Raw genomic sequence first — 21,641 nt, forward strand, 5'->3', positions numbered from 1 at the left:
GCGCCCGCATCGACTTACAGGATTGATCACTCATGTGTGGCATTGTCGGCGCAGTTGCGCAACGTAATATCGTTCCGGTGCTGATCGAAGGTTTGCGGCGCCTCGAATACCGTGGCTACGACTCGTGCGGCGTCGCCGTGCTCGAGCCGGGCGCACCGAAGCGCGCGCGCAGCGTCGCACGCGTCGCCGATCTCGACACGCAGGTGCGCGAATCGCACCTCGAAGGCACGACGGGCGTCGCGCATACGCGCTGGGCCACGCACGGCGCGCCGGTCACGCACAACGCGCACCCGATCTTCTCGTCGGACGCGCTCGCGCTCGTCCACAACGGCATCATCGAGAACTTCGAGACGCTGCGCGAAGCGCTGCGCGCGAAGGGCTACGAATTCGTGTCGCAGACCGACACCGAGGTGATTGCCCACCTCGTGCACAGCCTGTATCGCGGCAACCTGTTCGACGCGGTGCGCGAAGCGGTGGGCCAGCTGCATGGCGCGTATGCAATCGCCGTGATCCACAAGGACCAGCCGCACACCGTCGTCGGCGCGCGCCAGGGTTCGCCGCTCGTGGTCGGCCACGGCGACGGCGAGAACTTCCTCGCGTCCGACGCGCTCGCGCTCGCGGGCAGCACCGACCACTTCACGTTCCTCGAAGAAGGCGACGTGTGCGAGCTGTCGCTCGACGGCGTGAAGATCGTCGATCGCCACGGCGCCACCGCGCAGCGCGAGATCCGCGTGGTCAGCGCATACGGCGGCGCGGTCGAACTCGGGCCGTATCGCCACTTCATGCAGAAGGAAATCTTCGAGCAGCCGCGCGCGATCAGCGACACGGTGCCGCAAACGGACGCGTTCGACGCGACGCTGTTCGGCGACGCCGCACCCGCCGCGTTCGCGGAGATCGACAGCCTGCTGATCCTCGCATGCGGCACGAGCTACTACTCGGGCCTCACCGCGAAGTACTGGCTCGAATCGATCGCGAAGATCCCGACCCAGGTCGAGATCGCGAGCGAATACCGCTACCGCGAATCGGTGCCGAACCCGCGCCAGCTCGTGCTGGTGATCTCGCAGTCTGGCGAAACGGCCGATACGCTCGCGGCACTCAAGCACGCGCAGTCGCTCGGTCACACGCACACGCTCGCGGTCTGCAACGTCGCGACGAGCGCGATGGTGCGCCTCACCGAAATGCAGTTCCTGACGCACGCGGGCACCGAGATCGGCGTTGCGTCGACGAAGGCGTTCACGACCCAGCTCGTCGCGCTGTTCGTGCTGGCCGCGACGCTCGGCAAGCTGCGCGGGCACGTCGATGCCGCGCAGGAAGCGGAATTCCTGAAGCAGTTGCGCCACCTGCCGGCCGCACTGAACAGCGTGCTCGCGCTGGAGCCGCAGATCATCGCGTGGTCGGAGGAATTCGCGCGCAAGGAAAACGCGCTGTTCCTCGGCCGCGGGCTGCACTACCCGATCGCGCTGGAAGGCGCGCTGAAGCTGAAGGAAATCTCGTACATCCACGCCGAGGCCTATCCGGCCGGCGAACTGAAGCACGGGCCGCTCGCGCTCGTCACGGAAGCGATGCCGGTCGTCACGGTCGCGCCGAACGACACGCTGCTCGAGAAGCTGAAGTCGAACATGCAGGAAGTGCGCGCGCGCGGCGGCGAGCTGTACGTGTTCGCCGATGCCGACACGCAGATCGTCAATGACGACGGCCTGCACGTGATCCGGATGCCGGAGCACTACGGGCAACTGTCGCCGATCCTGCACGTCGTGCCGCTGCAGCTGCTCGCGTATCACACCGCGTGCGCTCGCGGCACCGACGTCGACAAGCCGCGGAACCTCGCGAAATCGGTGACGGTGGAGTAAGGCGGGAAGCCGGTCGGCGCGCCCACAACGTGCGCGCCGGCCAGACAGACGGAGACACAATGGTAGTAAGACTGTTTGGATGCGGTTTGCTGGCGCTGACGTTCGCGTCGACCGGCTGGGCCGCCGAGCACTACGTCGAAGTCTGGAATCCGCCCGAGGCGCGGCAGCCGGCAGCACGTACGCCGGCCGCGCATGCGGGCGCCGACGTGCACGCCGGCAAGAGCGCGGAGAAGCATGCGAGCGCAACGCCGAAAGCCGCCGTGAAGCCGCACAAGCGCCGCGTCGCGCAAGCCGTGAAAGCCGGTTCGCATCGTCCCGCGGCCACGGCCGTGGCGCCCGCCGCACCGCGCCCCGTCGCACAGCCCGCGCCGGGCCGCCTCACGGTGATGCAGCCTGCCGACCCCGACGCGACGCACACGCTCAAGTTCTCCGACATCCCCCGGCAATACACGCCGGATGGCAACGTGCTGCAGGTCGGCACGCACAACCGCTCCGCGGAGGTGACTCGATAATGGAAGCGCAAACCTACCTTGGCTACCAGATCTGGGGCCACGCGATCCTGCAGCAGGACGAGATCCTGCAGCCCGAACGTTTCGCGGCGAGCGGCACGATCACGCAGAACAACAAGCTCGTCGAGGCATCCGGCGTGCTCGGCGTGTTCGACACCGAGGACGACGCGCGCGAAGCGGGCCTCGAATGGGCCCGCGCATGGATCGACAGCCACCGCTGAGCGGGCTCGGCGTGCGCAGCCTGCGCACTATCGTCGACGCCGCGCACAGGCCGGCCGCGAACCGCACATGAAAAAAGGGGCGTCATGGACGCCCCTTTTCTGTTCGAACCGGACCACTCAGGCCGCAGGCCGTGGCGGCCGCACCGCCGCCTGCGGCCGGCCGACGAACCGTGCCAGCCCGACAATCGCGGCCAGCGTCGCGAGGTACGCGACGATCTGGATGCCCGCCGGGCGCGCGGTATAGCCGATCAGCGTATGCAGCGCCTTGCCGACGATGCTCGACTCCTTGAGCAGCCACGACGTATCCCAGACTGCATCGCCCCACGACGGCACGAGGCCCGCCGCGAGCAGGAAGCCGACGCATTGGCTCGCCATGCCCGCCGCGAGCAGCACGATCAGCCAGTTGGTGACGGAGAACAAACGCTTCAGCGGAATCTGCAGCAGGCCCGCATACATCCCGTAGCCAAGCCCTGCACCGCCGAGCACGCCGAGCAGCCCGCCGGCGATCATCTGCGGCGTCTGCCCCGGATCGCCCGCGGCGATGCCGTACAGGAACAGCACGGCTTCGGAGCCTTCGCGCAGCACCGCGACGCCGACCACGATCGCCAGCCCCGTCAGCGGCTTGCTGCCGGCCGCGACGGCACGCCCGACCTCGGTCATCTGCAGCGCCATCTCGCGGCCGTGCCGGCTCATCCAGATGCTGTGCCACGCGAGCATCAGCGTCGCGACGAACATCACGCCCGCGTTGAAGACCTCCTGCCCCATGCCGGACGCCCATTGCGAAATCACGTCGGCGAACGCCGCGATCAGGCCGGCGCCGATCACGCCGCCAACCAGCCCGCCGCCGACCCACCAGCCGCGCCGCGGCACGCCCTTCGTGGCGGCCATCACGATCGAGACCACCAGCGCGGCCTCGAGCACTTCACGAAAAACGATCAGGGCAGTAGACAACATGGCGATATGGGCTTACTTGACGCTCAGGTGCGTCTTCGACTGCGCTTCGTGATACTCGTCGTGGAATTCGTACGTGCCGGCCTTCAGCGGCCCGACCAGGATCTCCACCGACTTGCCCGCGGGCACGACCTTCTCCGCCTTGAAGTCGTCGCTCTCGAATTCGGCGGGCGTCGCGTCGAGGTTCTTCACGACGAACTTCACCTTCTTGCCGGCCGGGATCGTCACGCCGTCCGGCGAAAACTTGTGATCCTTCAGGGTCAGGTTGACGACATCGTCGGCCGCGAATGCGGACGTTGCCGATGCGCCCAGCAGCGCCAGCGCAAAGCCGAAAGCAAAACGGTTCATGGGGGTAACGAATTGAAATATCGAAGGGAGCCGATACTAAGATCGATTCGCATTTTCATCTCGCGTACCCTTACTAGCAGCATGGTGATCGTGCTTCATGGATCACCTTCGCGCGTTGCCCGGCAAGGCATCCGCCTGACTTTGCCTGGAACGCTTCGCCGTCAATCCGGACAAGTTCGGAATGACGGCGCAGGCCCGCTCGCCATTCATCAGACTCACCTTTACGACATACTGTCGCCGCACTACTGTCGTCACACCGAGGCCGCGACACTGATTTTCGGCGACACGCGTACGCTTGACCTTCCCACGGTGGCAAGCTTCATGCTGTCGATGCTTGTCAATCGTCAACTCAGGAGAACACGATGGAATTCGAAGTCCAGGACATGACCTGCGGCGGCTGTGCCAATGCAATCACGCGTGCGGTGACGGCTGCCGATCCCGCTGCGAAGCTCGACATCGACGTCGCGGCGAAGATCGTCAAGGTCGAATCGGCGCAAGGCGCCGAGCGCGTGCAGTCGATCATCGAAGCCGCCGGCTTCCACCCCGCACTGCGTGCCGCATAACGCCCGCACGCCACGGGCGCGGGCACACCGCCATACGGCGCCGTGCCCGCGCCCGATTTCCCGTCAGCGCAGCCGGATCAGCGTCGACTTCAGCTCGGTGTACTTCTCGAGCGCGTGCAGCGACTTGTCGCGGCCGTTGCCCGACTGCTTGTAGCCGCCGAACGGGAAGTTCATGTCGCCGCCCTCGTCGTAGCAGTTCACCCAGACGGTGCCCGCGCGCAGCCGACGCGACACGTCGTGCGCGGTCGTCAGGTTCGACGTCCACACGGCCGCGGCCAGCCCGTATTCGGTGTCGTTCGCGATCCGCACGGCCTCGTCGACGTCGTCGAACACGATCACCGACAGCACGGGCCCGAAGATCTCCTCGCGCGCGATCTTCGCATCCGGTTTCACCTCGAACACCGTCGGCTCCACGTAGAAGCCGCCCGTCTCCTCCTTCACGCGCGCACCGCCGGTGACGAGCCTGCCTTCGCTGCGCCCGGCCTCGATATAGCCGAGCACACGCTCGAGCTGGATGCCGTCGACGATCGCGCCCATCGACACCGACGGATCGAGCGGATTGCCGGGCACGTACGCACGCGCGGCCGCGACGAGCTTCTCGATGAACACATCCTTGATGTCGCGATGCACGAGCAGCCTCGAACCCGCCGTGCACATCTCGCCCATGTTGTAGAAGATCGCGCCGGCGGCCGCCTGCGCCGCGCGGTCGAGATCGGGACAATCGGGCAGCACGATGTTCGGCGACTTGCCGCCGAGTTCGAGCCACGCGCGCTTCAGGTTCGACTGCGCGGCGTACTGCATGATCAGCTTGCCGACTGCCGTCGAGCCCGTGAATGCAATGCAGTCGACGTCGCGATGCAGCGCCAGCAGCTTGCCGGGCTCGCCCGCCCCCGGCACGACGTTGAACACGCCCGCCGGCATGCCGGCCTCGTACGCGAGCTGCGCGACCCGGATCGCGGTCAGCGGCGATTTCTCCGACGGCTTCAGCACGACGCTGTTGCCGGCGGCGAGCGCGGGGCCGAATTTCCACGCGGCCATCAGGATCGGGAAATTCCACGGCACGACGGCGGCCACCACGCCGACCGGCTCGCGCGTGACGAGACCGACGAGATGATGATCGGCCGGCGCGACTTCGCCGCCCACCTTGTCGATCGCTTCCGCAAACCATTCGACACAATAGGCGGCGCCCGGCACGTCGACCGTCGTCGTGTCGCCGATCGGCTTGCCGGCGTCGAGCGTTTCGAGCAGCGACAGCTCGTCGAGATGCTCGCGCATCAGCGCGGCCCAGCGCAGCAGCACGGCCTTGCGCACACGCGGGTTCAGCCCGGCCCACACGTCCGCGTCGAACGCGCGACGCGCCGCGGCAACGGCCGCGTTCACGTCGGCTTCGCCGCAATCGGCGACCTTCGCGAGCACGCGGCCGTCGATCGGGCTCACGCAGTCGAATGTCTTGCCGCCATGCGCGTCGCGCGACGCGCCGTCGATGAATGCGCGCCCTTCGATCTCGAGCGACGCCGCCTTGTCCTGCCAGTCAGCCAAAGTCAACTTGTTCATCAGGATGCCTCAGTTTTTTGGCATTCGCGATGCGGCACGCCGCTGCGCGTGACGCGCAGCCGGCCGGCAGCGAATGCGGTGATGCGCGACCGGAAGGTCAGAAGGTCGCCGGCGAATTGGCCGAGACGACCTCACAGATCAGGTCCGCGCTGGGATTGCGAAAACGGTGCGGCAAACGGCTTTCGAAGTAGTAGCCGTCTCCGGGGTCGAGCAGCCACGTCGCGCCGTCGACGGTCAGCTCGAGCTTGCCCGACACGACGACACCGCCTTCGTGCCCTGCGTGCACGAGCATCTCGGGGCCTGTGTCGGCCTGCGGCTGGTAGATCTCGCGCAGGATGCACATGTTGCGGTCCTTCATGCTCGCGCCGACCAGGTGAAACGCGAGCGTATCGTTGCCGAGGTTCGGCATCTCGTCGCGACGCGACACGACCGAACGCGATTCGGCGAGCTCGAACGTGAAGAACTCCGCAAGGCTCATCGGGATGCATTCGAGCAGCTTCTTCAGCGAGCCGACCGACGGGCTCACTCGGCCCTGTTCGATCAGCGAGATCGTGCCGTTGGTCACGCCGGCCCGCTTCGCGAGTTCGCGCTGCGACAGGCCATGCTTGTTGCGCACGAAACGCAGGCGCTCGGCGACTTCGGTGGACATCGATTCGGTTTCGGACACGATAGGTGCGGTGACAAAGTGAAACGACGCGGTGGACAGCCGTTGAATATTCTAATCACTTTATGCCGTACATCAGCGGGGAAAACCCTGAAAGGCGTTCGAAATAATGAACACCTTGTCGATTATTCCGTTTGCGAATCTTTTGTTCGCACTGCTCGGGAAAGCCCTGATGCAACACCGTTAAAAAACATTTGACGCCGTTTTTGGCTCGTATATGCTGGCTCTCAGGTTAGCGTCATCAAGCTTTCATCGACATCAAAAAACGTTATTGCAACGCAAAAATTGATGCCCATCAATGTAAATGACGCGTAACCGGCGCCTTGATTATTTTAAACGCCCAGCGCGTCGAAACGGTCAGGTGTTCAATACTTTCAACAACCCAGTCGAGTGTAATCGTGAGAGTCCGTGGCCCTCTGGTGAGGTGGGATCGAAGCGTGGCGCGAAGTTCGCGCAGCGCGGCGTCCCCTTCCGATGGCAGTTGCGGCTGGCATAGTCCTCGCCTGCAGCATCTGTCGATCTACACCATCCTGTCCCGTCGTTCCGTTCGGCGTCACAACGCCGTATCCGCACGCGCATTCGTCGCCGTCGATACCGACGAAGTGGCGTCGCTGCTGCCGTAGCGCCTCTCCTTTCTTTACGTCGTTCGTTTCATCCGCTGATTCGCCAACCGCATCGTCCGTGCGGTGACGGAACGCGTTCGCGCATTCGTTGCGGCGTCGCGTATCGCAATGAAACGAACGACGGCCTGATCGTCGCGCGCAGCGCGGATCGCCACGCCATCCCGTTGCGCCCATTCACCAGCGGCCCTGCGTCCCACGCAAGGCTGCGGGGTTGTTGCACGCCGGCGTTTCGCCACATCCGGCAAGACGTACGCAACAACCTTCCGGATAACTGATTGACGTCATGGAAAGAAGGAAACCCCTCGTCGGCATCACCGCCGACCACACGCAAATCGGCGCACACGCGTCGCATACGGTCGGCGACAAATACGTCGCCGCGATCGTCGACGGCGCGCAAGCGTTCGCGATGGTGCTGCCCGCGCTCGGCGAGCGCCAGTCGACCGACGACATCCTCGACACGGTCGACGGCCTGCTGTTTACCGGCAGCTACTCGAACGTCGAGCCGCACCTGTACGGCGGCGAACCGAGCGCGCCCGGCACGAAACACGACCCGGCCCGCGACGCGACCACGCTGCCGCTGCTGCGCGCGGCAATCGCCGCGGGTGTGCCCGTGCTCGCCGTCTGCCGCGGCTTCCAGGAGCTGAACGTCGTCTGCGGCGGCACGCTGCACCAGCGCGTGCATGAAGTGCCGGGCTTCGCCGATCACCGCGAGGACGACAACGCGCCGATGGACACGCAATACGGCCCCGCGCACGTCGTGCGCCTGACGCCCGGCGGCAAGCTGCACGCGCTCGCCGGCGGCCGCGACGAAGTGCACGTGAACTCGCTGCACAAGCAGGGCATCGCGCAGCTCGGCTCCGGCCTCGCCGTCGAGGCCGTCGCGCCGGACGGCCTGATCGAAGCCGTGAGCGTCGTCGATGCACCGGCTTTCGCCCTCGCCGTGCAATGGCATCCGGAATGGCGGCATGCGCAGGACCCGCTGTCGAGCGCGATCTTCCGCGCCTTCGGCGACGCCTGCCGCGCCCGTCGCGACGCCCGCACGCACGCCACGGCCGCCGCCGCGCTCGCCTGAGCGCGCCGACCCAACCAACGAGAACAGACATGCAAGACATCGAAAGTTTTCTGAAGCAACACCGGATCACCGAAGTCGAGGCGATCATTCCCGACATGGCCGGCATCGCGCGCGGCAAGATCACGCCGCGCAACAAGTTCACCTCCGGCGAATCGATGCGGCTGCCGCAAGCCGTGATGGTGCAGACCGTCACCGGCGAATATCCGGAAGACGGCTCGCTTACCGGCGTGACCGACCCCGACATGGTGTGCGTGCCCGACGAATCGACGATCCGCCTGATCCCGTGGGCCATCGACCCGACCGCGCAGGTAATCCACGACTGCGTGCACTTCGACGGCTCGCCGGTCGAGATCTCGCCGCGCTACGTGCTGCGCCGCGTGCTCGACCTGTACAAGGCGAAGGGCTGGAAGCCCGTCGTCGCGCCGGAGCTCGAGTTCTACCTCGTCGACATGAACAAGGACCCGGACCTGCCGCTGCGTCCGCCGGTCGGCCGTACGGGCCGCCCCGAAACGGGCCGCCAGTCGTATTCGATCGAGGCCGTCAACGAGTTCGATCCGCTGTTCGAGGACATCTACGAGTACTGCGAAGCGCAGAACCTCGACATCGACACGCTGATCCACGAAGTCGGCGCCGCGCAGATGGAGATCAACTTCATGCACGGCGACGCGCTGTCGCTGGCCGACCAGGTGTTCCTGTTCAAGCGCACGGTGCGCGAGGCCGCGCTGCGTCACAACATGTACGCGACGTTCATGGCCAAGCCGATGGAAGACGAACCGGGTTCGGCGATGCACGTGCACCAGAGCATCGTCGACGAGGAGACGAGCCAGAACCTGTTCACATCGCAGGAAACCGGCGGCGCGACGTCGATGTTCTACAACTACCTCGCCGGGCTGCAGAAGTACACGCCGGCGCTGATGCCGATCTTCGCGCCGTACATCAACTCGTATCGCCGGCTGTCGCGCTTCATGGCCGCGCCGATCAACGTGCAGTGGGGCTACGACAACCGCACGGTCGGGTTCCGCATCCCGCACTCGGGCCCGTCGGCACGCCGCATCGAGAACCGTATCCCGGGCGTCGACTGCAACCCGTACCTCGCGCTCGCCGCGACGCTTGCGGCCGGCTACCTCGGCATGACGCAGCGCCTGGAGCCGACCGAGCCGCTCGTCAGCGACGGCTACGACCTGCCGTACCAGCTGCCGCGCAACCTCGAGGAAGGGCTGACGCTGATGGCCGCGTGCGAGCCGCTCGGCGAGATCCTCGGCCACAAGTTCCTGAAGGCGTATTTCGCGCTGAAGGAAACCGAATACGAAGCGTTCTTCCGCGTGATCAGCTCGTGGGAACGCCGCCATCTGCTGCTGCACGTCTGAGCGTGCACACGACCGAATACGGAAACACGGAGGAAACATGACTTATCGCAACGAATCTGCCTGGATCCAGCCGGCCGCGCCGAGCGCCACGGCCGCCGCACCACGCGCGACGCAGGCGCGCACGACCGCCGAATACCGCGCGCTCGACGCCGCGCACCACATCCACCCGTTCTCGGACATGGGCGCGCTGAACCGTGCGGGCAGCCGCGTGATCGTGAAGGCCGACGGCGTCTACCTGTGGGACTCGGACGGCAACAAGGTCATCGACGGGATGGCCGGCCTCTGGTGCGTGAACGTCGGCTACAGCCGCAAGGAACTCGCCGACGCCGCGTATCGCCAGCTGCAGGAACTGCCGTTCTACAACACGTTCTTCAAGACCACGCACCCGCCGGTGATCGAACTCTCCGCGATGCTCGCGGAAGTGACGCCGGCCGGCTTCAACCACTTCTTCTATTGCAACAGCGGCTCGGAAGGCAACGACACCGTACTGCGCCTCGTGCACCAGTACTGGCGCGTGCAGGGCCAGCCGCAGAAGAAGTTCGTGATCTCGCGCAAGAACGGCTACCACGGCTCGACGATCGCCGGCGGCACGCTCGGCGGGATGGGCTACATGCACGAGCAGATGCCGTCAAAGGTCGAGAACATCGTGCACATCGACCAGCCGTATTTCTTCGGCGAAGCGGCGGCCGGCGAAACGCCCGAGGCGTTCGGCCTTGCCCGCGCGCAGCAACTCGAAGCGAAGATCCTCGAACTCGGCGCGGAGAACGTCGCGGCATTCATCGGCGAGCCGTTCCAGGGCGCGGGCGGCGTGATCTTCCCGCCGTCGACGTACTGGCCGGAAATCCAGCGGATCTGCCGCAAGTACGACATCCTGCTCGTCGCCGACGAAGTGATCGGCGGCTTCGGGCGCACCGGCGAATGGTTCGCACACCAGCACTTCGGCTTCGAGCCGGACCTGATCACGATGGCGAAGGGCCTCACGTCGGGCTACGTGCCGATGGGTGCGGTCGGCATTCACGAACGCGTGGCGCGGCCGATCATCGACAACGGCGAATTCAACCACGGCCTCACGTATTCGGGGCACCCGGTGGCCGCGGCCGTCGCGGTCGCGAACCTGAAGCTGCTGCGCGACGAAGGGATCGTCGAACGCGTGAAGAACGACACGGGCCCGTACTTCCAGGCGCTGATGCGCGAGACCTTCACGCGTCACCCCATCGTCGGCGAGGTGCATGGCCACGGCCTCGTCGCGAGCCTGCAGCTCGCCGAATCGCCGGCCGATCGCCGCCGCTTCGCGAACGGCGGCGACGTCGGCACGATCTGCCGCGACTTCTGCTTCAACGGCAACCTGATCATGCGTGCGACCGGCGACCGGATGCTGCTGTCGCCGCCGCTCGTGATCACACGCCAGGAAATCGATGAACTCGTGTCGAAGGCAAAGAAGGCCGTCGATGCAACCGCCCAGCAACTGGGTATTTCGTAACGGCTTTGCCTACAGGCGTGCGGCGGGCGCCGCACGCTGCCATAACCAGGGGAATTCCACCATGCGTGCCTGCTTTCTTCGCCAAGCCTGTTCTGTTGCCGCCCTTGCCGCCGCGGCAGCGTTCACGTCAGTCGCCAGTCCGTCGGCGCATGCCGAGGACCTGAACGTCTACAACTGGTCCGACTACATCGCACCGGACACGATCCCGAACTTCCAGAAGCAGACGGGTATCCACGTCAAGTACGACAACTACGACAGTGACGACACGCTTCAGGCGAAGCTGCTTGCCGGCAGTTCGGGCTACGACATCGTCGTGCCGACGTCGAACTACATGGCCAAGCAGATCCAGGCCGGCGTGTACCAGAAGCTCGACAAGTCGAAGCTGCCGAACCTTGCGAACCTCGACCCGCTGCTGATGAAGATGATCTCGGATGCCGATCCGGGCAACCAGTACGGCGTGCCCTGGGCCTACGGTACGGACGGCATCGGCTACAACGCGCAGGCGGTGAAGAAGGCACTCGGCGACAAGGCGCCGGTCGACAGCTGGGCGCTGGTGTTCGACCCGGCCAACATGGAAAAGCTGAAGGGCTGCGGCGTGTCGTTCCTCGACCAGGCCGTCGACGTGTTCGCCGCGACGCTGCAGTACATGGGCAAGGATCCGAACAGCAAGAACCCCGGCGACTACCAGGCTGCCTTCGAAGTCCTGAAGAAAGTCCGCCCGTACATCACCCAGTTCAACTCGTCCGGCTACATCAACGACCTCGCGAACAACGACGTGTGCGTCGCGCTCGGCTGGTCGGGCGACGTCGGCATCGCGCATCGCCGCTCGGCCGAAGCGAAGCGTTCGTACGACATCAAGTTCTCGAACCCGAAGGAAGGCGGCCTGCTGTGGTTCGACGTGATGGTGATCCCGAAGGATGCGCCGCACCCCGAGGCCGCACTGAAGTGGATCAACTACGTATCCGATCCGAAGGTCAACGCGGCGATCACCAACACGGTGTTCTACCCGACCGCGAACAAGGCCGCGCACCAGTTCGTCACGCCGGGCGTCGCGCAGGATCCGACCGTCTACCCGCCCGAAGACGTGCTGAAGAAGATGGTGCTGATGAAGCCGATGCCGGCCGACATCCTGCGCCTCCAGAACCGCCTGTGGGCCCAACTGAAGACCGGCCACTGATCGCCAAGCATTCCGGCGGCGCAGGTATCGCTTCACGCCTGCCCGCCTGAGATCCGCGGACCTCCGTCCGCCCGCGCGCGCCGCGCGCACTGTTCCATCCGGCCCGAGCCGTTGTCCGTGAGTCGCATTGCGCGCCTCGCGCGGGAGCGCTCACGCCTGCAATCCGTGAAGAACGAATGGTGAATCCCATGCAATCGATACCCTCTTCCGCTGCTGCACGACAGACCCAACCGGCCACCGCGGCCCGTACGCAAAACGACGCCTTCGTGCGCATCGAAAACGTCGTGAAGAAATTCGGCGACAGCACGGCCGTCGACAACGTGAACCTGACGATCGCGAAGAACGAGCTGTTCGCGCTGCTCGGCAGCTCGGGCTGCGGCAAGTCCACGCTGCTGCGCATGCTCGCCGGGCTCGAGACGGCGACCTCCGGCAAGATCTTCGTCGACGGCGAGGACCTCGCGTCGCTGCCGCCGTACCGCCGCCCGGTGAACATGATGTTCCAGTCGTACGCGCTGTTCCCGCACATGACGGTCGAATCGAACGTCGCATTCGGCCTGAAGCAGGAAGGCACGCCCAAGAACGAGATCAAGGAACGCGTGGCCGACGCGCTCGCGCTCGTGCAGATGAGCAAGTACGCGCAGCGCAAGCCGCATCAACTTTCAGGCGGCCAGCAGCAGCGCGTCGCGCTGGCGCGTTCGCTGGTCAAGCGCCCGAAGCTCCTGCTGCTCGACGAGCCGATGTCCGCGCTCGACAAGAAGATCCGCCAGAAAACCCAGCTCGAACTCGTGAACATCATCGAGAAGGTCGACGTGACCTGCGTGATGGTCACGCACGATCAGGAAGAGGCGATGACGATGGCCAGTCGCCTCGCGGTGATGAGCGAAGGCAAGATCGTGCAGATCGGCGCGCCGGGGGAAGTCTACGAATTCCCGAACAGCCGCTTCTCGGCCGAATTCATCGGCTCGACCAACCTGTTCGAAGGCCGTGTGGTCGAGGACGAACCCGATCACATCTTCGTCGAGAGCGACGACCTCGAAGCGCGCATGTACGTGAGCCACGGCATCACGGGCCCGCTCGGGATGCCTGTCGGCATCTCGGTGCGTCCGGAACGCATCCACGTGTCGCGCGAGAAGCCGGGCTCGAAGCACAACTGGGCGCGCGGCGTCGTGACCGACATCGCGTACATGGGTAGCTACTCGCTGTACCACGTGCGCTTGCCGAGCGGCAAGACGGTCGTGTCGAACCTGTCGAGCTCGCACCTGATGAGCGATACGGCTCCGGCGTGGAACGACGACGTGTTCGTGTCGTGGTCGCCGGCGAGCGGCGTCGTGCTGACGCAATGAGGACGCCACGATGAGAACCTCTGCTTCCACTCCGTCCGCGCCGGTGTCGTCCGGCGCCGCGAGCGCCGGCGCCGGCCGCGCCCGCCCGAGCCGCTTCGCCGCGCTGTCGCGCTTCCTGCCGTCGGGCCGCAGCGTCGCGATCGGCGTGCCGTTCGTGTGGCTTGCCGTGTTCTTCGCGCTGCCGTTCGTGCTGGTGCTGAAGATCAGCTTCGCCGACCAGGTGATGGGCATCCCGCCGTACACGTCGCTCGTCGAGTTCAAGGACGGCGTCGTGCACTTCGCACTGCAGCTGTCGCACTACGCGTTCCTGCTGCAGGACGACCTGTACATCGCGACCTACCTCAGCTCGCTGAAGATGGCCGCCGTGTCGACGGTGCTGTGCCTGCTGATCGGTTACCCGATGGCGTACTACATCGCACGCTCGGAGCCGAACCGCCGCAACGTGCTGATGATGGCCGTGATGCTGCCGTTCTGGACGTCGTTCCTGATCCGCGTATACGCATGGATCGGCATCCTGAAGGATGACGGCCTGTTGAACCACACGCTGATCGCGCTCGGCATCATCCACACGCCGCTGCGCCTCTATCACAGCGACGCGGGCGTCTACATCGGGATGGTCTATTCGTACCTGCCGTTCATGGTGATGCCGCTGTACGCGCACCTCGTGAAGATGGACCTCACGCTGCTCGAAGCCGCGTATGACCTCGGCGCGAAGCCGTGGGTCGCGTTCACGCGCATCACGCTGCCGTTGTCGAAGAACGGGATCATCGCCGGCAGCCTGCTGGTGTTCATCCCGGCGGTGGGCGAGTACGTGATTCCGGAACTGCTGGGCGGTGCCGACACGCTGATGATCGGCCGCGTGATGTGGGATGAATTCTTCAACAACATGGACTGGCCGATGGCGTCCGCGGTGACGGTCGCGATGGTGATGCTGCTGCTGGTGCCGATGGCGCTGTTCCAGTACTACCAGGTCAAGGAACTGGAGGACGCGAAATGATCAAGCCGAGCAAACCGCTGTCGACGGGCGTTCTCGCCTTCGGCTTCCTGTTCCTGTACATCCCGATCATCAGCCTGATCGTGTACTCGTTCAACGAGTCGAAGCTGGTGACGGTGTGGTCGGGCTTCTCGCTGAAATGGTACAGCGCGCTGCTGGACGACGACGAGCTGCTGACCGCCGCGTGGCTGTCGCTGAAGATCGGCCTGCTGACGGCGACCGCTTCGGTCGTGATCGGCACGTGGGCGGGCTTCGTGCTCGCGCGCTTCGGCCGCTTCAAGGGCTTCACGCTGTACACGGGGATGATCAACGCGCCGCTGGTGATTCCGGAAGTGATCCAGGGTATCTCGCTCTTGCTGCTGTTCGTTGCGCTGGAGCAGATGTTCGGCTGGCCGAAGGGCCGCGGGATGCTGACGATCTGGATCGGCCACGTGATGCTGTGCGTGTCGTACGTGGCGATCATCGTGCAGTCGCGCGTGAAGGAGATGAACAAGTCGCTGGAGGAAGCGGCGCTGGATCTGGGCGCGACGCCGCTGAAGGTGTTCTTCGTGGTGACGCTGCCGCTGATCTCGCAGGCGCTGCTGTCGGGGTGGCTGCTGTCGTTCACGCTGTCGATCGACGACCTGGTGCTGTCGGCGTTCCTGTCGGGGCCGGGGTCGACGACGCTGCCGCTGGTGGTGTTCTCGCGCGTGCGGCTGGGGCTGAACCCGGAGATGAACGCGCTGGCGACGCTGTTCATCACGGCCGTGACGATCGGCGTGATCGTCGTGAACCGGATGATGATCGCGCGTGAGCGGCGCCGCGTGGCCGACATGAAGGCGGCGTTCGCGGTGGCGTGACCCTTCCCTTTCCGTTTCATCGATAACAAGCACTGCAGACAAGCAAGGCGCGCTGCCCCAGGGGGGGCGCGCGATTCGATTCCGTATCGACAGGCGCACGACAAGGAGAATCCGCAATGAAGAAGAAACTGATCTGCCTGCTGGTGGCCGGCGCGTTGCCGGGCATCGCGCTGGCCGACTCGACATCCGCCGAGATCAAGGCGCTGCAGGCGCAGGTCGCGGCGCTGCAGAAACAGATGAAGGCGATGCAGGCGCAGCTCTCGGCGAAGCCGGGCGGCGCCACGGTAGCGACGGCCGGCACGAAGGCCGGAGCAGCGCCGGTCGCGGTGGCCGTCGACCCGAGCTCGCCGGATTACGGCAAGGCGCAGGCGACGCTGACCAACGACGAAGTCGGCGAAATGAAGCAGCAGATCGCGAACCAGCAGCTGAAGGTCGACTCGCTGACGGACGCGGCCAACACGGGCCCGCTCGCCGGCCTGTCGGTGACGGGTTACATCGACCCGACCTACATCTACAACCGCGCGGCCGGCACGTCGTCGTTCCTGTTCGCGAACCACGAGAGCGCGTACAACTACTTCAACAGCACGTTCGGCGATCTCTACCTCGACATCAAGAAGACGTTCGGCGTCGGCCCGATGGCGCCGTCGGCGGAAATCACGCTGATGCCGAACCGCGGGAACGGCATCACGCTGCTGCAGAACTCGCGCGGCAACATCGGCAACAACATCCTGAACACGGCGGTCGTCAACGTGCCGATCACGGCCGAGACGACGCTCGTGGCCGGCCTGATCCCGAGCTTCGGCGGCTACGAGGTGCAGCAGTCGAACCAGATGCTCACGCTCACGCACAACCTGCTGTACGACTTCTCCGATCCGGGCAGCTACATCGGTGCCGGTGCGAACTACACGAAGGGCAACTGGGCGTGGAAGTTCTTCGTCGGCAACGAGCAGTACCGCACGTACGGCTCGGTCACGCAGACCGGCACCAATGCGCTCGGCGACCCGATCACGACCAGCAACAAGGTGCCGACCTTCACCGCCCGTGCGGACTACACGTGGTCGAGCGCGCTCGACCTCGGCGGTTCGTTCAACATCGGCCGCCAGACGCTGTCGAGCGCGATCGACAGCAACGGCGTCGTCCACTACGGCCCCGGCGGCGCATCGCCGAGCGGATACGGCACGTTCTTCTTCGCGGAAGCCGACGCGACCTACACGCTCGCCGACATCCAGTACAACGCCGAACTCGACTACGGCCAGCAGCAGCATGCGGCGTACAACGGCGGACTCGCGCAGTGGTACGGCCTGTCGCTGCTCGCGCACCGCAAGTTCAACGCGCCGGTGGTCGGCCGCATGGGCGTCACGCTGCGCTACGATGCACTCGTGAACAGCAAGAACGGCGGCGGCGGCGGCGGCATCTCGCTGAACGGCAACGGGATGGATCCGAACAACGGCTTCGGCGTCGATTCGGATTGCCTCGCGACGTCGAAGGCCGGCGGTGGCCTCGGCTTCGAGTGCAAGGGCGCGATCCGTCAGGACGTTGCGCTCGACCTGCTGTTCTATCCGACCCAGCAGATCACCGTGAAGGTCGAATACCGGCACGACTGGGCGAACAACAAGGTGTTCCTGCGCAACGACGGTTCGTACAGCAAGTCCAACGACCTGCTCGCGACGCAGTTCATCTATTCGTTCTGATGCAGCACACGCGGGGCGCCGTGCCGCGCGCACGGCGTCCCGCGCCGTTTTTACCGGCTGGAACGCGATGCAGCGCGCATCGTGTTCCAGCCGCAACGAGGGAGTCGGTCTGATGACGCAGTCTTTCACCCGCCGCGCCGATGCGCTCGCGCGCGACTCGTACTACGAGGCGACGGCCGTGCGCCCCGCCGTGGACGATCCCGTGCTCGACGACACGATCGATGTGGACGTGTGCGTGATCGGCGCCGGCTTCGCGGGCCTGTCGACGGCGCTCGACTGCCGCGCGCGCGGGTTGTCGGTCGCCGTGATCGATGCGCACCGGCCCGGCTGGGGCGCGTCGGGCCGCAACGGCGGCCAGGCGATCACCGGCTTCGCGAAGGACGAGGAGATCGAGCGGCAGCTCGGCGCCGACGGTGCACGCGCCGCGTGGTCGCTGTCGCTCGACGGCGTCGCGCTGATCGCCGAGCGGATCACGCGTTACGGGATCGACTGCGACTTCACGCGCGGCTACCTGACGGTCGCGACGAAGCCGCGCCGCATTGACGACCTGCGCGCGTGGATGGACGCCGCGACGTCACGCTGGGGCCATCCATCGCTCGCCTGGCTCGACACCGGCGCGATCCACGCACGCATCGCATCGACGCGTTACCTGGCCGGCGTGCACGATCCGCTGTCCGGTCACCTGCATCCGCTCAAGTACTGCCTCGGCCTCGCCGAGGCCGCGCGCCGCGAAGGCGTCGCGCTGTACGCGCACACGCCCGCGCTCGACATCGTGCGCGGCGCGCGGCCCGTCGTGCGCACGCCATCGGGCGACGTGCGCTGCCGCTTCGTCGTATCGTGCTGCAACGCGGGCCCCGGTGGCGTGCTGCCGGCCGCGACGGCTGCCCGCATCGCGCCGATCGCGTCGTACATCATCGCGACCGAGCCGCTCGGCCAGGCACGCGCCGACGCGCTGATCGCACAGCGCGAAGCCGTGTGCGACAACAACTTCTTCCTCGACTATTTCCGGCTGTCCGCCGACCACCGGATGCTGTTCGGCGGCCGCGCGAATTCGGCCGGCGCGTCGCCCGCCACGCTCGCCGAAACGATCCGGCGGCGCATGGTCGGCGTGTTCCCGCAGCTCGGCGACGTGCGCGTCGACCACGCATGGGGCGGCTTCGTCGACGTCACGCGCAACCGCGCGCCGGATTTCGGCGCGCTCGATCCGAACTTCTTCTACGTCCAGGGCTTCAGCGGGCACGGCGTCGCGCTCACCGGCATCGCCGGACGCGCGGTCGCCGGCGCGATCGCGGGCGACACGCATGCGTTCGACCTGTTCGCAAGCATGCGCCACCGGCGCTTCCCCGGCGGCGACGCCTGGCGGCAGCCCGCGCTCGAACTCGGGATGCTGTACCACCGCGTACGCGAGCTGTTCTGAGCCTACTTTCTCCGTTCTCCTGACCATGCAGACATTCGCCAACCAGCCGCACGTCGCGTCCTACTACGCGGCGACCGCCAACGATACGACCCGCCACGCGCCGCTCGCCGGCACGATCGATGCCGACGTGTGCGTGATCGGCGCGGGCCTCACGGGCCTGTCCGCCGCGCTCAACCTCGCCGAGCGCGGCCATTCGGTGACCGTGCTCGAAGCGTCGCGGGTCGGATGGGCGGCAAGCGGCCGCAACGGCGGCCAGCTGATCGGCGGCTTTGCGTGCGACATCGACACGTTCGGGCAGTTCATGCCGGAAGGCGACGTGAAGCGCATCTGGGACATGGGGCTCGAAACGCTGTCGCTCGTGAAGTCGCGCATCGCGCAGCACGACATCGACTGCGCGCTGGTGCCCGGCTACCTGACCGCCGCGAACACCGAGCGCGACGCCGATTCGCTGAAGCGCTGGCGCGACGGAGCCGCGAAACGCTTCGGCTACGACCGCTTTCATTTCGTCGAAGCCGAGGAACTCGGCGACTACGTGCAGTCCGAGCGCTATTGCGGCGGCCTGTACGACCCGGACAGCGGCCACCTCCATCCGCTCAACTACACGCTCGGCCTCGCGCGTGCGGCGACCGATGCGGGCGTACGCATCCACGAGGACAGCTGCGTGACGCGCGTGCGCGACGTCGCGGGCGGCCATGTCGTCGAGACGAGCGGCGGCAACGTGCGCGCGCGCTTCGTCGTGCTCGCGTGCAACACCTATGTCGGCACGCTCGCGCCCGCGCTGTCGAAGAAGATCATGCCGGTCGGCACCTACGTGATCGCGACCGAGCCGCTCGGTGAAGCGCGCGCCGCCGCGCTGATGCCCGCACGCGCGGCGATCTGCGACAGCCGCTTCGTGCTCGACTATTTCCGGCCGGCGCCCGACACCCGGCTCGTGTGGGGCGGCAAGGTCAGCTATTCGACGCGGGAGCCGCGCGACCTCGCCGCGGCGATGCGCGCGGACATGCTGAAGACGTTCCCGCAACTGGCGGACGTGAAGGTCGACTATGCATGGGGCGGCTTCGTCGACATCACGATGAACCGCGCGCCGCACTTCGGCCGGATCGCGCCGACGATGTACTTCGCGCAGGGGTTTTCGGGGCACGGCGTGAACACGACCGCGCTTGCGGGCAAGCTGATCGCCGAAGCGATCAACGGACAGGCGAGCCGCTTCGACCTGTTCGACAAGATCCGGCATCGCGACTTCCCGGGCGGCGAGGCGCTGCGTACGCCGGCACTGGTGCTCGCGATGAGCTGGTATCGGATGCTGGATGCGTTTGGCGTGCATTGAGCGGCGCGGCGCACCCATGAAAAACGGCCGCGTCGAAGCGCGGCCGTACCTTCAGCGGCCCGTGCGGTGCGTCACCGCTAGTCGGCCACCTTCTGCCGCATCGTCACGAATTCCTCGGCGGCGGTCGGATGAATACCGATCGTGTCGTCGAACTGCGCCTTCGTCGCGCCCGCGCGAATCGCGATTGCAATCCCCTGGATGATCTCGCCCGCATCGCGGCCGACCATGTGCGCGCCGACCACGCGCTGGCTGTCGCGCGCGACGACGAGCTTCATCAGCGTGCGCTCGTCGCGACCCGACAACGTATGGCGCAGCGCCTTGAACGACGTACGGTAGATGTCGACCTCGCCATGCGCGTGACGCGCGTCGGCTTCGGTCAGGCCGACCGTCGCGACCTCGGGCTGGCTGAACACGGCCGACGGCACGTAGGCATGATCGGCCGCGACCCGCGACCCGCCGAACAGCGTGCGTGCGAGCAGCCCGCCGTCGCGCGTCGCCACCGGCGTGAGCTGCGGCCGCGACGTGACGTCGCCGATCGCGTGGATCGACGGCACCGATGTCGCCGAATACGCGTCGACCGCAATTGCGCCACGCGCGTCGAGCATCACGCCCGCCTGTTCGAGTCCGAGCCCGTCGACGTTCGGCACGCGGCCGGTCGCATAGAGCACCTGGTCGTACGGCCCGTGCCGCGCATCGCCGACGCGCACGCTCAGCGTGCCGTCGTCCGCGCGTTCGATCGACTCGACCACCGCACGCGCGTGGATCGCGACGCCCTGCTTCGTCATTTCGTCGGTCAGGAACTGGCGCACGTCGTCGTCGAAGCCGCGCAGGATCTTCTCGCCGCGATAGAACAGGTCGACGTGGCTGCCGAAGCCGTTGAAGATGCCCGCGAACTCGACCGCGATATAGCCGCCGCCGACCACCGCGATGCGCTTGGGGCACGTCGCGAGCGACAGCGCCTCGCGCGACGTGATCGTGTGCTCGATGCCGGGCCGCGCCGGCGACGACGGGCGCGAGCCGGTCGCGATCGCGATATGCCGCGCGCGGATGCTGCGTTCGCCGATTGCGACGGTGTGCGCATCGACGAGCGTCGCGCGGCCCGCGTGCATCTCGACGCCCGATTGCCGCAGCAGGTTGATGTAGATGTCGCTGAGCCGGTTGATCTCGCGATCCTTCGCGGCGATCAGCGCGGGCCAGTCGAGCGTGCCGGCGCCGAAGGTCCAGCCGAAGCCCCTCGCGTCCTCGACTTCGTGCGGGTAGTGCGATGCGTAGACGAGCAGTTTCTTCGGGATGCAGCCGCGCAGCACGCAGGTGCCGCCGATCTGCTCTTCTTCCGCTATGCCGACGCGTGCGCCGTATGACGCGGACATCCGCGCGAGCCTCACGCCGCCGGAGCCGGCGCCGATGACGAACAGGTCGTAGTCGAAATCCATCGCATTGCCTCATCGCAGTTCGGATGGAGGCACGATAGCAAGATTCGGGGATTCGTGCGGGGCACGGCGCGGCCGGGCGCGCGCCCAATAAAAAACGGCGAGAGACGTGGCCTCTCGCCGGTCAAACCAGCTGCCGGGTGTGTCATGCGTCACCGATCGACCGCATGCCCGACCTGCCGGCTGCGCGGCACCGGTCCGCCCGGCGCGCGAAGGGCGCG

At 66.3% G+C, this 21,641-nt stretch carries 20 protein-coding genes; 15 read left to right on the forward strand and 5 right to left on the reverse strand.

From position 1 onward, the window contains the following. The first annotated feature begins 32 nt into the window (after positions 1-32). The 3 genes from glmS to ACPTTF_RS16205 are packed head-to-tail and all read left to right on the forward strand — an operon-like array spanning position 33 to position 2,580. A complete protein-coding gene (gene glmS / locus ACPTTF_RS16195; protein ID WP_423371734.1) occupies positions 33-1,850 on the forward strand; it encodes a glutamine--fructose-6-phosphate transaminase (isomerizing) in 1,818 nt (605 codons plus the stop codon). Positions 1,851-1,909: 59 nt separating this feature from the next. Continuing rightward, positions 1,910-2,362: a hypothetical protein gene (locus ACPTTF_RS16200; RefSeq protein WP_423371735.1), complete on the forward strand. Its 453-nt coding sequence runs from the start codon at positions 1,910-1,912 to the stop codon at positions 2,360-2,362. Beyond that, complete coding sequence (locus tag ACPTTF_RS16205; RefSeq protein WP_034179233.1) at positions 2,362-2,580, forward strand: hypothetical protein; 219 nt, start codon at positions 2,362-2,364, stop codon at positions 2,578-2,580. Before ACPTTF_RS16200 ends, ACPTTF_RS16205 begins: the two co-directional genes overlap by 1 nt. A gap of 117 nt (positions 2,581-2,697) precedes the next feature. On the opposite strand, the gene ACPTTF_RS16210 is transcribed toward ACPTTF_RS16205, so the two are convergent. Both ACPTTF_RS16210 and ACPTTF_RS16215 read right to left on the reverse strand, forming a co-directional pair. Further along, positions 2,698-3,534 (reverse strand): FTR1 family iron permease, encoded by an 837-nt coding sequence (locus ACPTTF_RS16210; protein ID WP_166962652.1) that lies wholly within the window; start codon positions 3,532-3,534, stop codon positions 2,698-2,700. 12 nt (positions 3,535-3,546) lie between these two features. Continuing rightward, entirely contained in the window at positions 3,547-3,879 is a 333-nt protein-coding gene (locus tag ACPTTF_RS16215; protein WP_059521142.1) for a cupredoxin domain-containing protein, read from the reverse strand. Between the two features lie 362 nt (positions 3,880-4,241). On the opposite strand from ACPTTF_RS16215, the gene ACPTTF_RS16220 reads away from it, so the two are divergent. Further along, positions 4,242-4,442, forward strand: a complete 201-nt coding sequence (locus tag ACPTTF_RS16220; RefSeq protein WP_011353438.1) for a heavy-metal-associated domain-containing protein — start codon at positions 4,242-4,244, stop codon at positions 4,440-4,442. Positions 4,443-4,505: 63 nt separating this feature from the next. On the opposite strand, the gene ACPTTF_RS16225 is transcribed toward ACPTTF_RS16220, so the two are convergent. Beyond that, positions 4,506-5,996, reverse strand: a complete 1,491-nt coding sequence (locus ACPTTF_RS16225) for an aldehyde dehydrogenase (protein ID WP_423371736.1) — start codon at positions 5,994-5,996, stop codon at positions 4,506-4,508. 97 nt (positions 5,997-6,093) lie between these two features. Then, positions 6,094-6,645: a cupin domain-containing protein gene (locus ACPTTF_RS16230; protein WP_166962648.1), complete on the reverse strand. Its 552-nt coding sequence runs from the start codon at positions 6,643-6,645 to the stop codon at positions 6,094-6,096. A gap of 413 nt (positions 6,646-7,058) precedes the next feature. On the opposite strand from ACPTTF_RS16230, the gene ACPTTF_RS16235 reads away from it, so the two are divergent. The 11 genes from ACPTTF_RS16235 (at position 7,059) to ACPTTF_RS16285 (ending at position 19,990) form a co-directional block, all read left to right on the forward strand. After that, entirely contained in the window at positions 7,059-7,283 is a 225-nt protein-coding gene (locus tag ACPTTF_RS16235) for a hypothetical protein (RefSeq protein WP_072437498.1), read from the forward strand. 283 nt (positions 7,284-7,566) lie between these two features. Next, positions 7,567-8,355, forward strand: a complete 789-nt coding sequence (locus ACPTTF_RS16240) for a gamma-glutamyl-gamma-aminobutyrate hydrolase family protein (protein ID WP_423371737.1) — start codon at positions 7,567-7,569, stop codon at positions 8,353-8,355. A gap of 29 nt (positions 8,356-8,384) precedes the next feature. Continuing rightward, on the forward strand, positions 8,385-9,722 hold the full coding sequence (locus tag ACPTTF_RS16245; RefSeq protein ID WP_423371738.1) for a glutamine synthetase family protein: 1,338 nt from the start codon (positions 8,385-8,387) through the stop codon (positions 9,720-9,722). 37 nt (positions 9,723-9,759) lie between these two features. After that, on the forward strand, positions 9,760-11,202 hold the full coding sequence (locus ACPTTF_RS16250; protein ID WP_423371739.1) for an aspartate aminotransferase family protein: 1,443 nt from the start codon (positions 9,760-9,762) through the stop codon (positions 11,200-11,202). A gap of 61 nt (positions 11,203-11,263) precedes the next feature. Next, a complete protein-coding gene (locus ACPTTF_RS16255; protein ID WP_166962640.1) occupies positions 11,264-12,379 on the forward strand; it encodes a polyamine ABC transporter substrate-binding protein in 1,116 nt (371 codons plus the stop codon). A 188-nt stretch (positions 12,380-12,567) separates the two neighbouring features. Continuing rightward, a complete protein-coding gene (locus ACPTTF_RS16260) occupies positions 12,568-13,722 on the forward strand; it encodes an ABC transporter ATP-binding protein (protein WP_166962638.1) in 1,155 nt (384 codons plus the stop codon). Between the two features lie 10 nt (positions 13,723-13,732). Continuing rightward, complete coding sequence (locus ACPTTF_RS16265; protein ID WP_166955217.1) at positions 13,733-14,719, forward strand: ABC transporter permease subunit; 987 nt, start codon at positions 13,733-13,735, stop codon at positions 14,717-14,719. Beyond that, positions 14,716-15,555 (forward strand): ABC transporter permease subunit, encoded by an 840-nt coding sequence (locus ACPTTF_RS16270; RefSeq protein ID WP_166955215.1) that lies wholly within the window; start codon positions 14,716-14,718, stop codon positions 15,553-15,555. The genes ACPTTF_RS16265 and ACPTTF_RS16270 overlap by 4 nt, the downstream gene beginning before the upstream one ends. A 116-nt stretch (positions 15,556-15,671) precedes the next feature. Further along, on the forward strand, positions 15,672-17,246 hold the full coding sequence (locus ACPTTF_RS16275; RefSeq protein WP_423371740.1) for a DUF3138 family protein: 1,575 nt from the start codon (positions 15,672-15,674) through the stop codon (positions 17,244-17,246). A 112-nt stretch (positions 17,247-17,358) separates the two neighbouring features. Further along, positions 17,359-18,663 carry an NAD(P)/FAD-dependent oxidoreductase gene (locus ACPTTF_RS16280; RefSeq protein ID WP_423371741.1) on the forward strand — a complete coding sequence of 435 codons (1,305 nt, stop codon included), beginning with the start codon at positions 17,359-17,361 and terminating at the stop codon, positions 18,661-18,663. Positions 18,664-18,688: 25 nt separating this feature from the next. Then, positions 18,689-19,990 carry an NAD(P)/FAD-dependent oxidoreductase gene (locus ACPTTF_RS16285; protein ID WP_423371742.1) on the forward strand — a complete coding sequence of 434 codons (1,302 nt, stop codon included), beginning with the start codon at positions 18,689-18,691 and terminating at the stop codon, positions 19,988-19,990. A 77-nt stretch (positions 19,991-20,067) separates the two neighbouring features. On the opposite strand, the gene gor is transcribed toward ACPTTF_RS16285, so the two are convergent. Next, positions 20,068-21,423, reverse strand: a complete 1,356-nt coding sequence (gene gor / locus ACPTTF_RS16290; RefSeq protein ID WP_423371743.1) for a glutathione-disulfide reductase — start codon at positions 21,421-21,423, stop codon at positions 20,068-20,070. Between the last annotated feature and the right edge of the window lie 218 nt (positions 21,424-21,641).

Origin of the sequence: Burkholderia crassaminum, assembly GCF_964265005.1 — a bacterium.
GTDB lineage: Bacteria > Pseudomonadota > Gammaproteobacteria > Burkholderiales > Burkholderiaceae > Burkholderia.

What these genes read in the sequence shown, in the direction of transcription:
- glmS (WP_423371734.1), top strand. Translation starts at nt 33, where the DNA reads ATGTGTGGCATTGTCGGCGCAGTTGCGCAACGTAATATCGTTCCGGTG.
- ACPTTF_RS16200 (WP_423371735.1), top strand. Translation starts at nt 1,910, where the DNA reads ATGGTAGTAAGACTGTTTGGATGCGGTTTGCTGGCGCTGACGTTCGCG.
- ACPTTF_RS16205 (WP_034179233.1), top strand. Translation starts at nt 2,362, where the DNA reads ATGGAAGCGCAAACCTACCTTGGCTACCAGATCTGGGGCCACGCGATC.
- ACPTTF_RS16210 (WP_166962652.1), bottom strand. Translation starts at nt 3,534, where the DNA reads ATGTTGTCTACTGCCCTGATCGTTTTTCGTGAAGTGCTCGAGGCCGCG.
- ACPTTF_RS16215 (WP_059521142.1), bottom strand. Translation starts at nt 3,879, where the DNA reads ATGAACCGTTTTGCTTTCGGCTTTGCGCTGGCGCTGCTGGGCGCATCG.
- ACPTTF_RS16220 (WP_011353438.1), top strand. Translation starts at nt 4,242, where the DNA reads ATGGAATTCGAAGTCCAGGACATGACCTGCGGCGGCTGTGCCAATGCA.
- ACPTTF_RS16225 (WP_423371736.1), bottom strand. Translation starts at nt 5,996, where the DNA reads ATGAACAAGTTGACTTTGGCTGACTGGCAGGACAAGGCGGCGTCGCTC.
- ACPTTF_RS16230 (WP_166962648.1), bottom strand. Translation starts at nt 6,645, where the DNA reads ATGTCCACCGAAGTCGCCGAGCGCCTGCGTTTCGTGCGCAACAAGCAT.
- ACPTTF_RS16240 (WP_423371737.1), top strand. Translation starts at nt 7,567, where the DNA reads ATGGAAAGAAGGAAACCCCTCGTCGGCATCACCGCCGACCACACGCAA.
- ACPTTF_RS16245 (WP_423371738.1), top strand. Translation starts at nt 8,385, where the DNA reads ATGCAAGACATCGAAAGTTTTCTGAAGCAACACCGGATCACCGAAGTC.
- ACPTTF_RS16250 (WP_423371739.1), top strand. Translation starts at nt 9,760, where the DNA reads ATGACTTATCGCAACGAATCTGCCTGGATCCAGCCGGCCGCGCCGAGC.
- ACPTTF_RS16255 (WP_166962640.1), top strand. Translation starts at nt 11,264, where the DNA reads ATGCGTGCCTGCTTTCTTCGCCAAGCCTGTTCTGTTGCCGCCCTTGCC.
- ACPTTF_RS16260 (WP_166962638.1), top strand. Translation starts at nt 12,568, where the DNA reads ATGCAATCGATACCCTCTTCCGCTGCTGCACGACAGACCCAACCGGCC.
- ACPTTF_RS16265 (WP_166955217.1), top strand. Translation starts at nt 13,733, where the DNA reads ATGAGAACCTCTGCTTCCACTCCGTCCGCGCCGGTGTCGTCCGGCGCC.
- ACPTTF_RS16270 (WP_166955215.1), top strand. Translation starts at nt 14,716, where the DNA reads ATGATCAAGCCGAGCAAACCGCTGTCGACGGGCGTTCTCGCCTTCGGC.
- ACPTTF_RS16275 (WP_423371740.1), top strand. Translation starts at nt 15,672, where the DNA reads ATGAAGAAGAAACTGATCTGCCTGCTGGTGGCCGGCGCGTTGCCGGGC.
- ACPTTF_RS16280 (WP_423371741.1), top strand. Translation starts at nt 17,359, where the DNA reads ATGACGCAGTCTTTCACCCGCCGCGCCGATGCGCTCGCGCGCGACTCG.
- ACPTTF_RS16285 (WP_423371742.1), top strand. Translation starts at nt 18,689, where the DNA reads ATGCAGACATTCGCCAACCAGCCGCACGTCGCGTCCTACTACGCGGCG.
- gor (WP_423371743.1), bottom strand. Translation starts at nt 21,423, where the DNA reads ATGGATTTCGACTACGACCTGTTCGTCATCGGCGCCGGCTCCGGCGGC.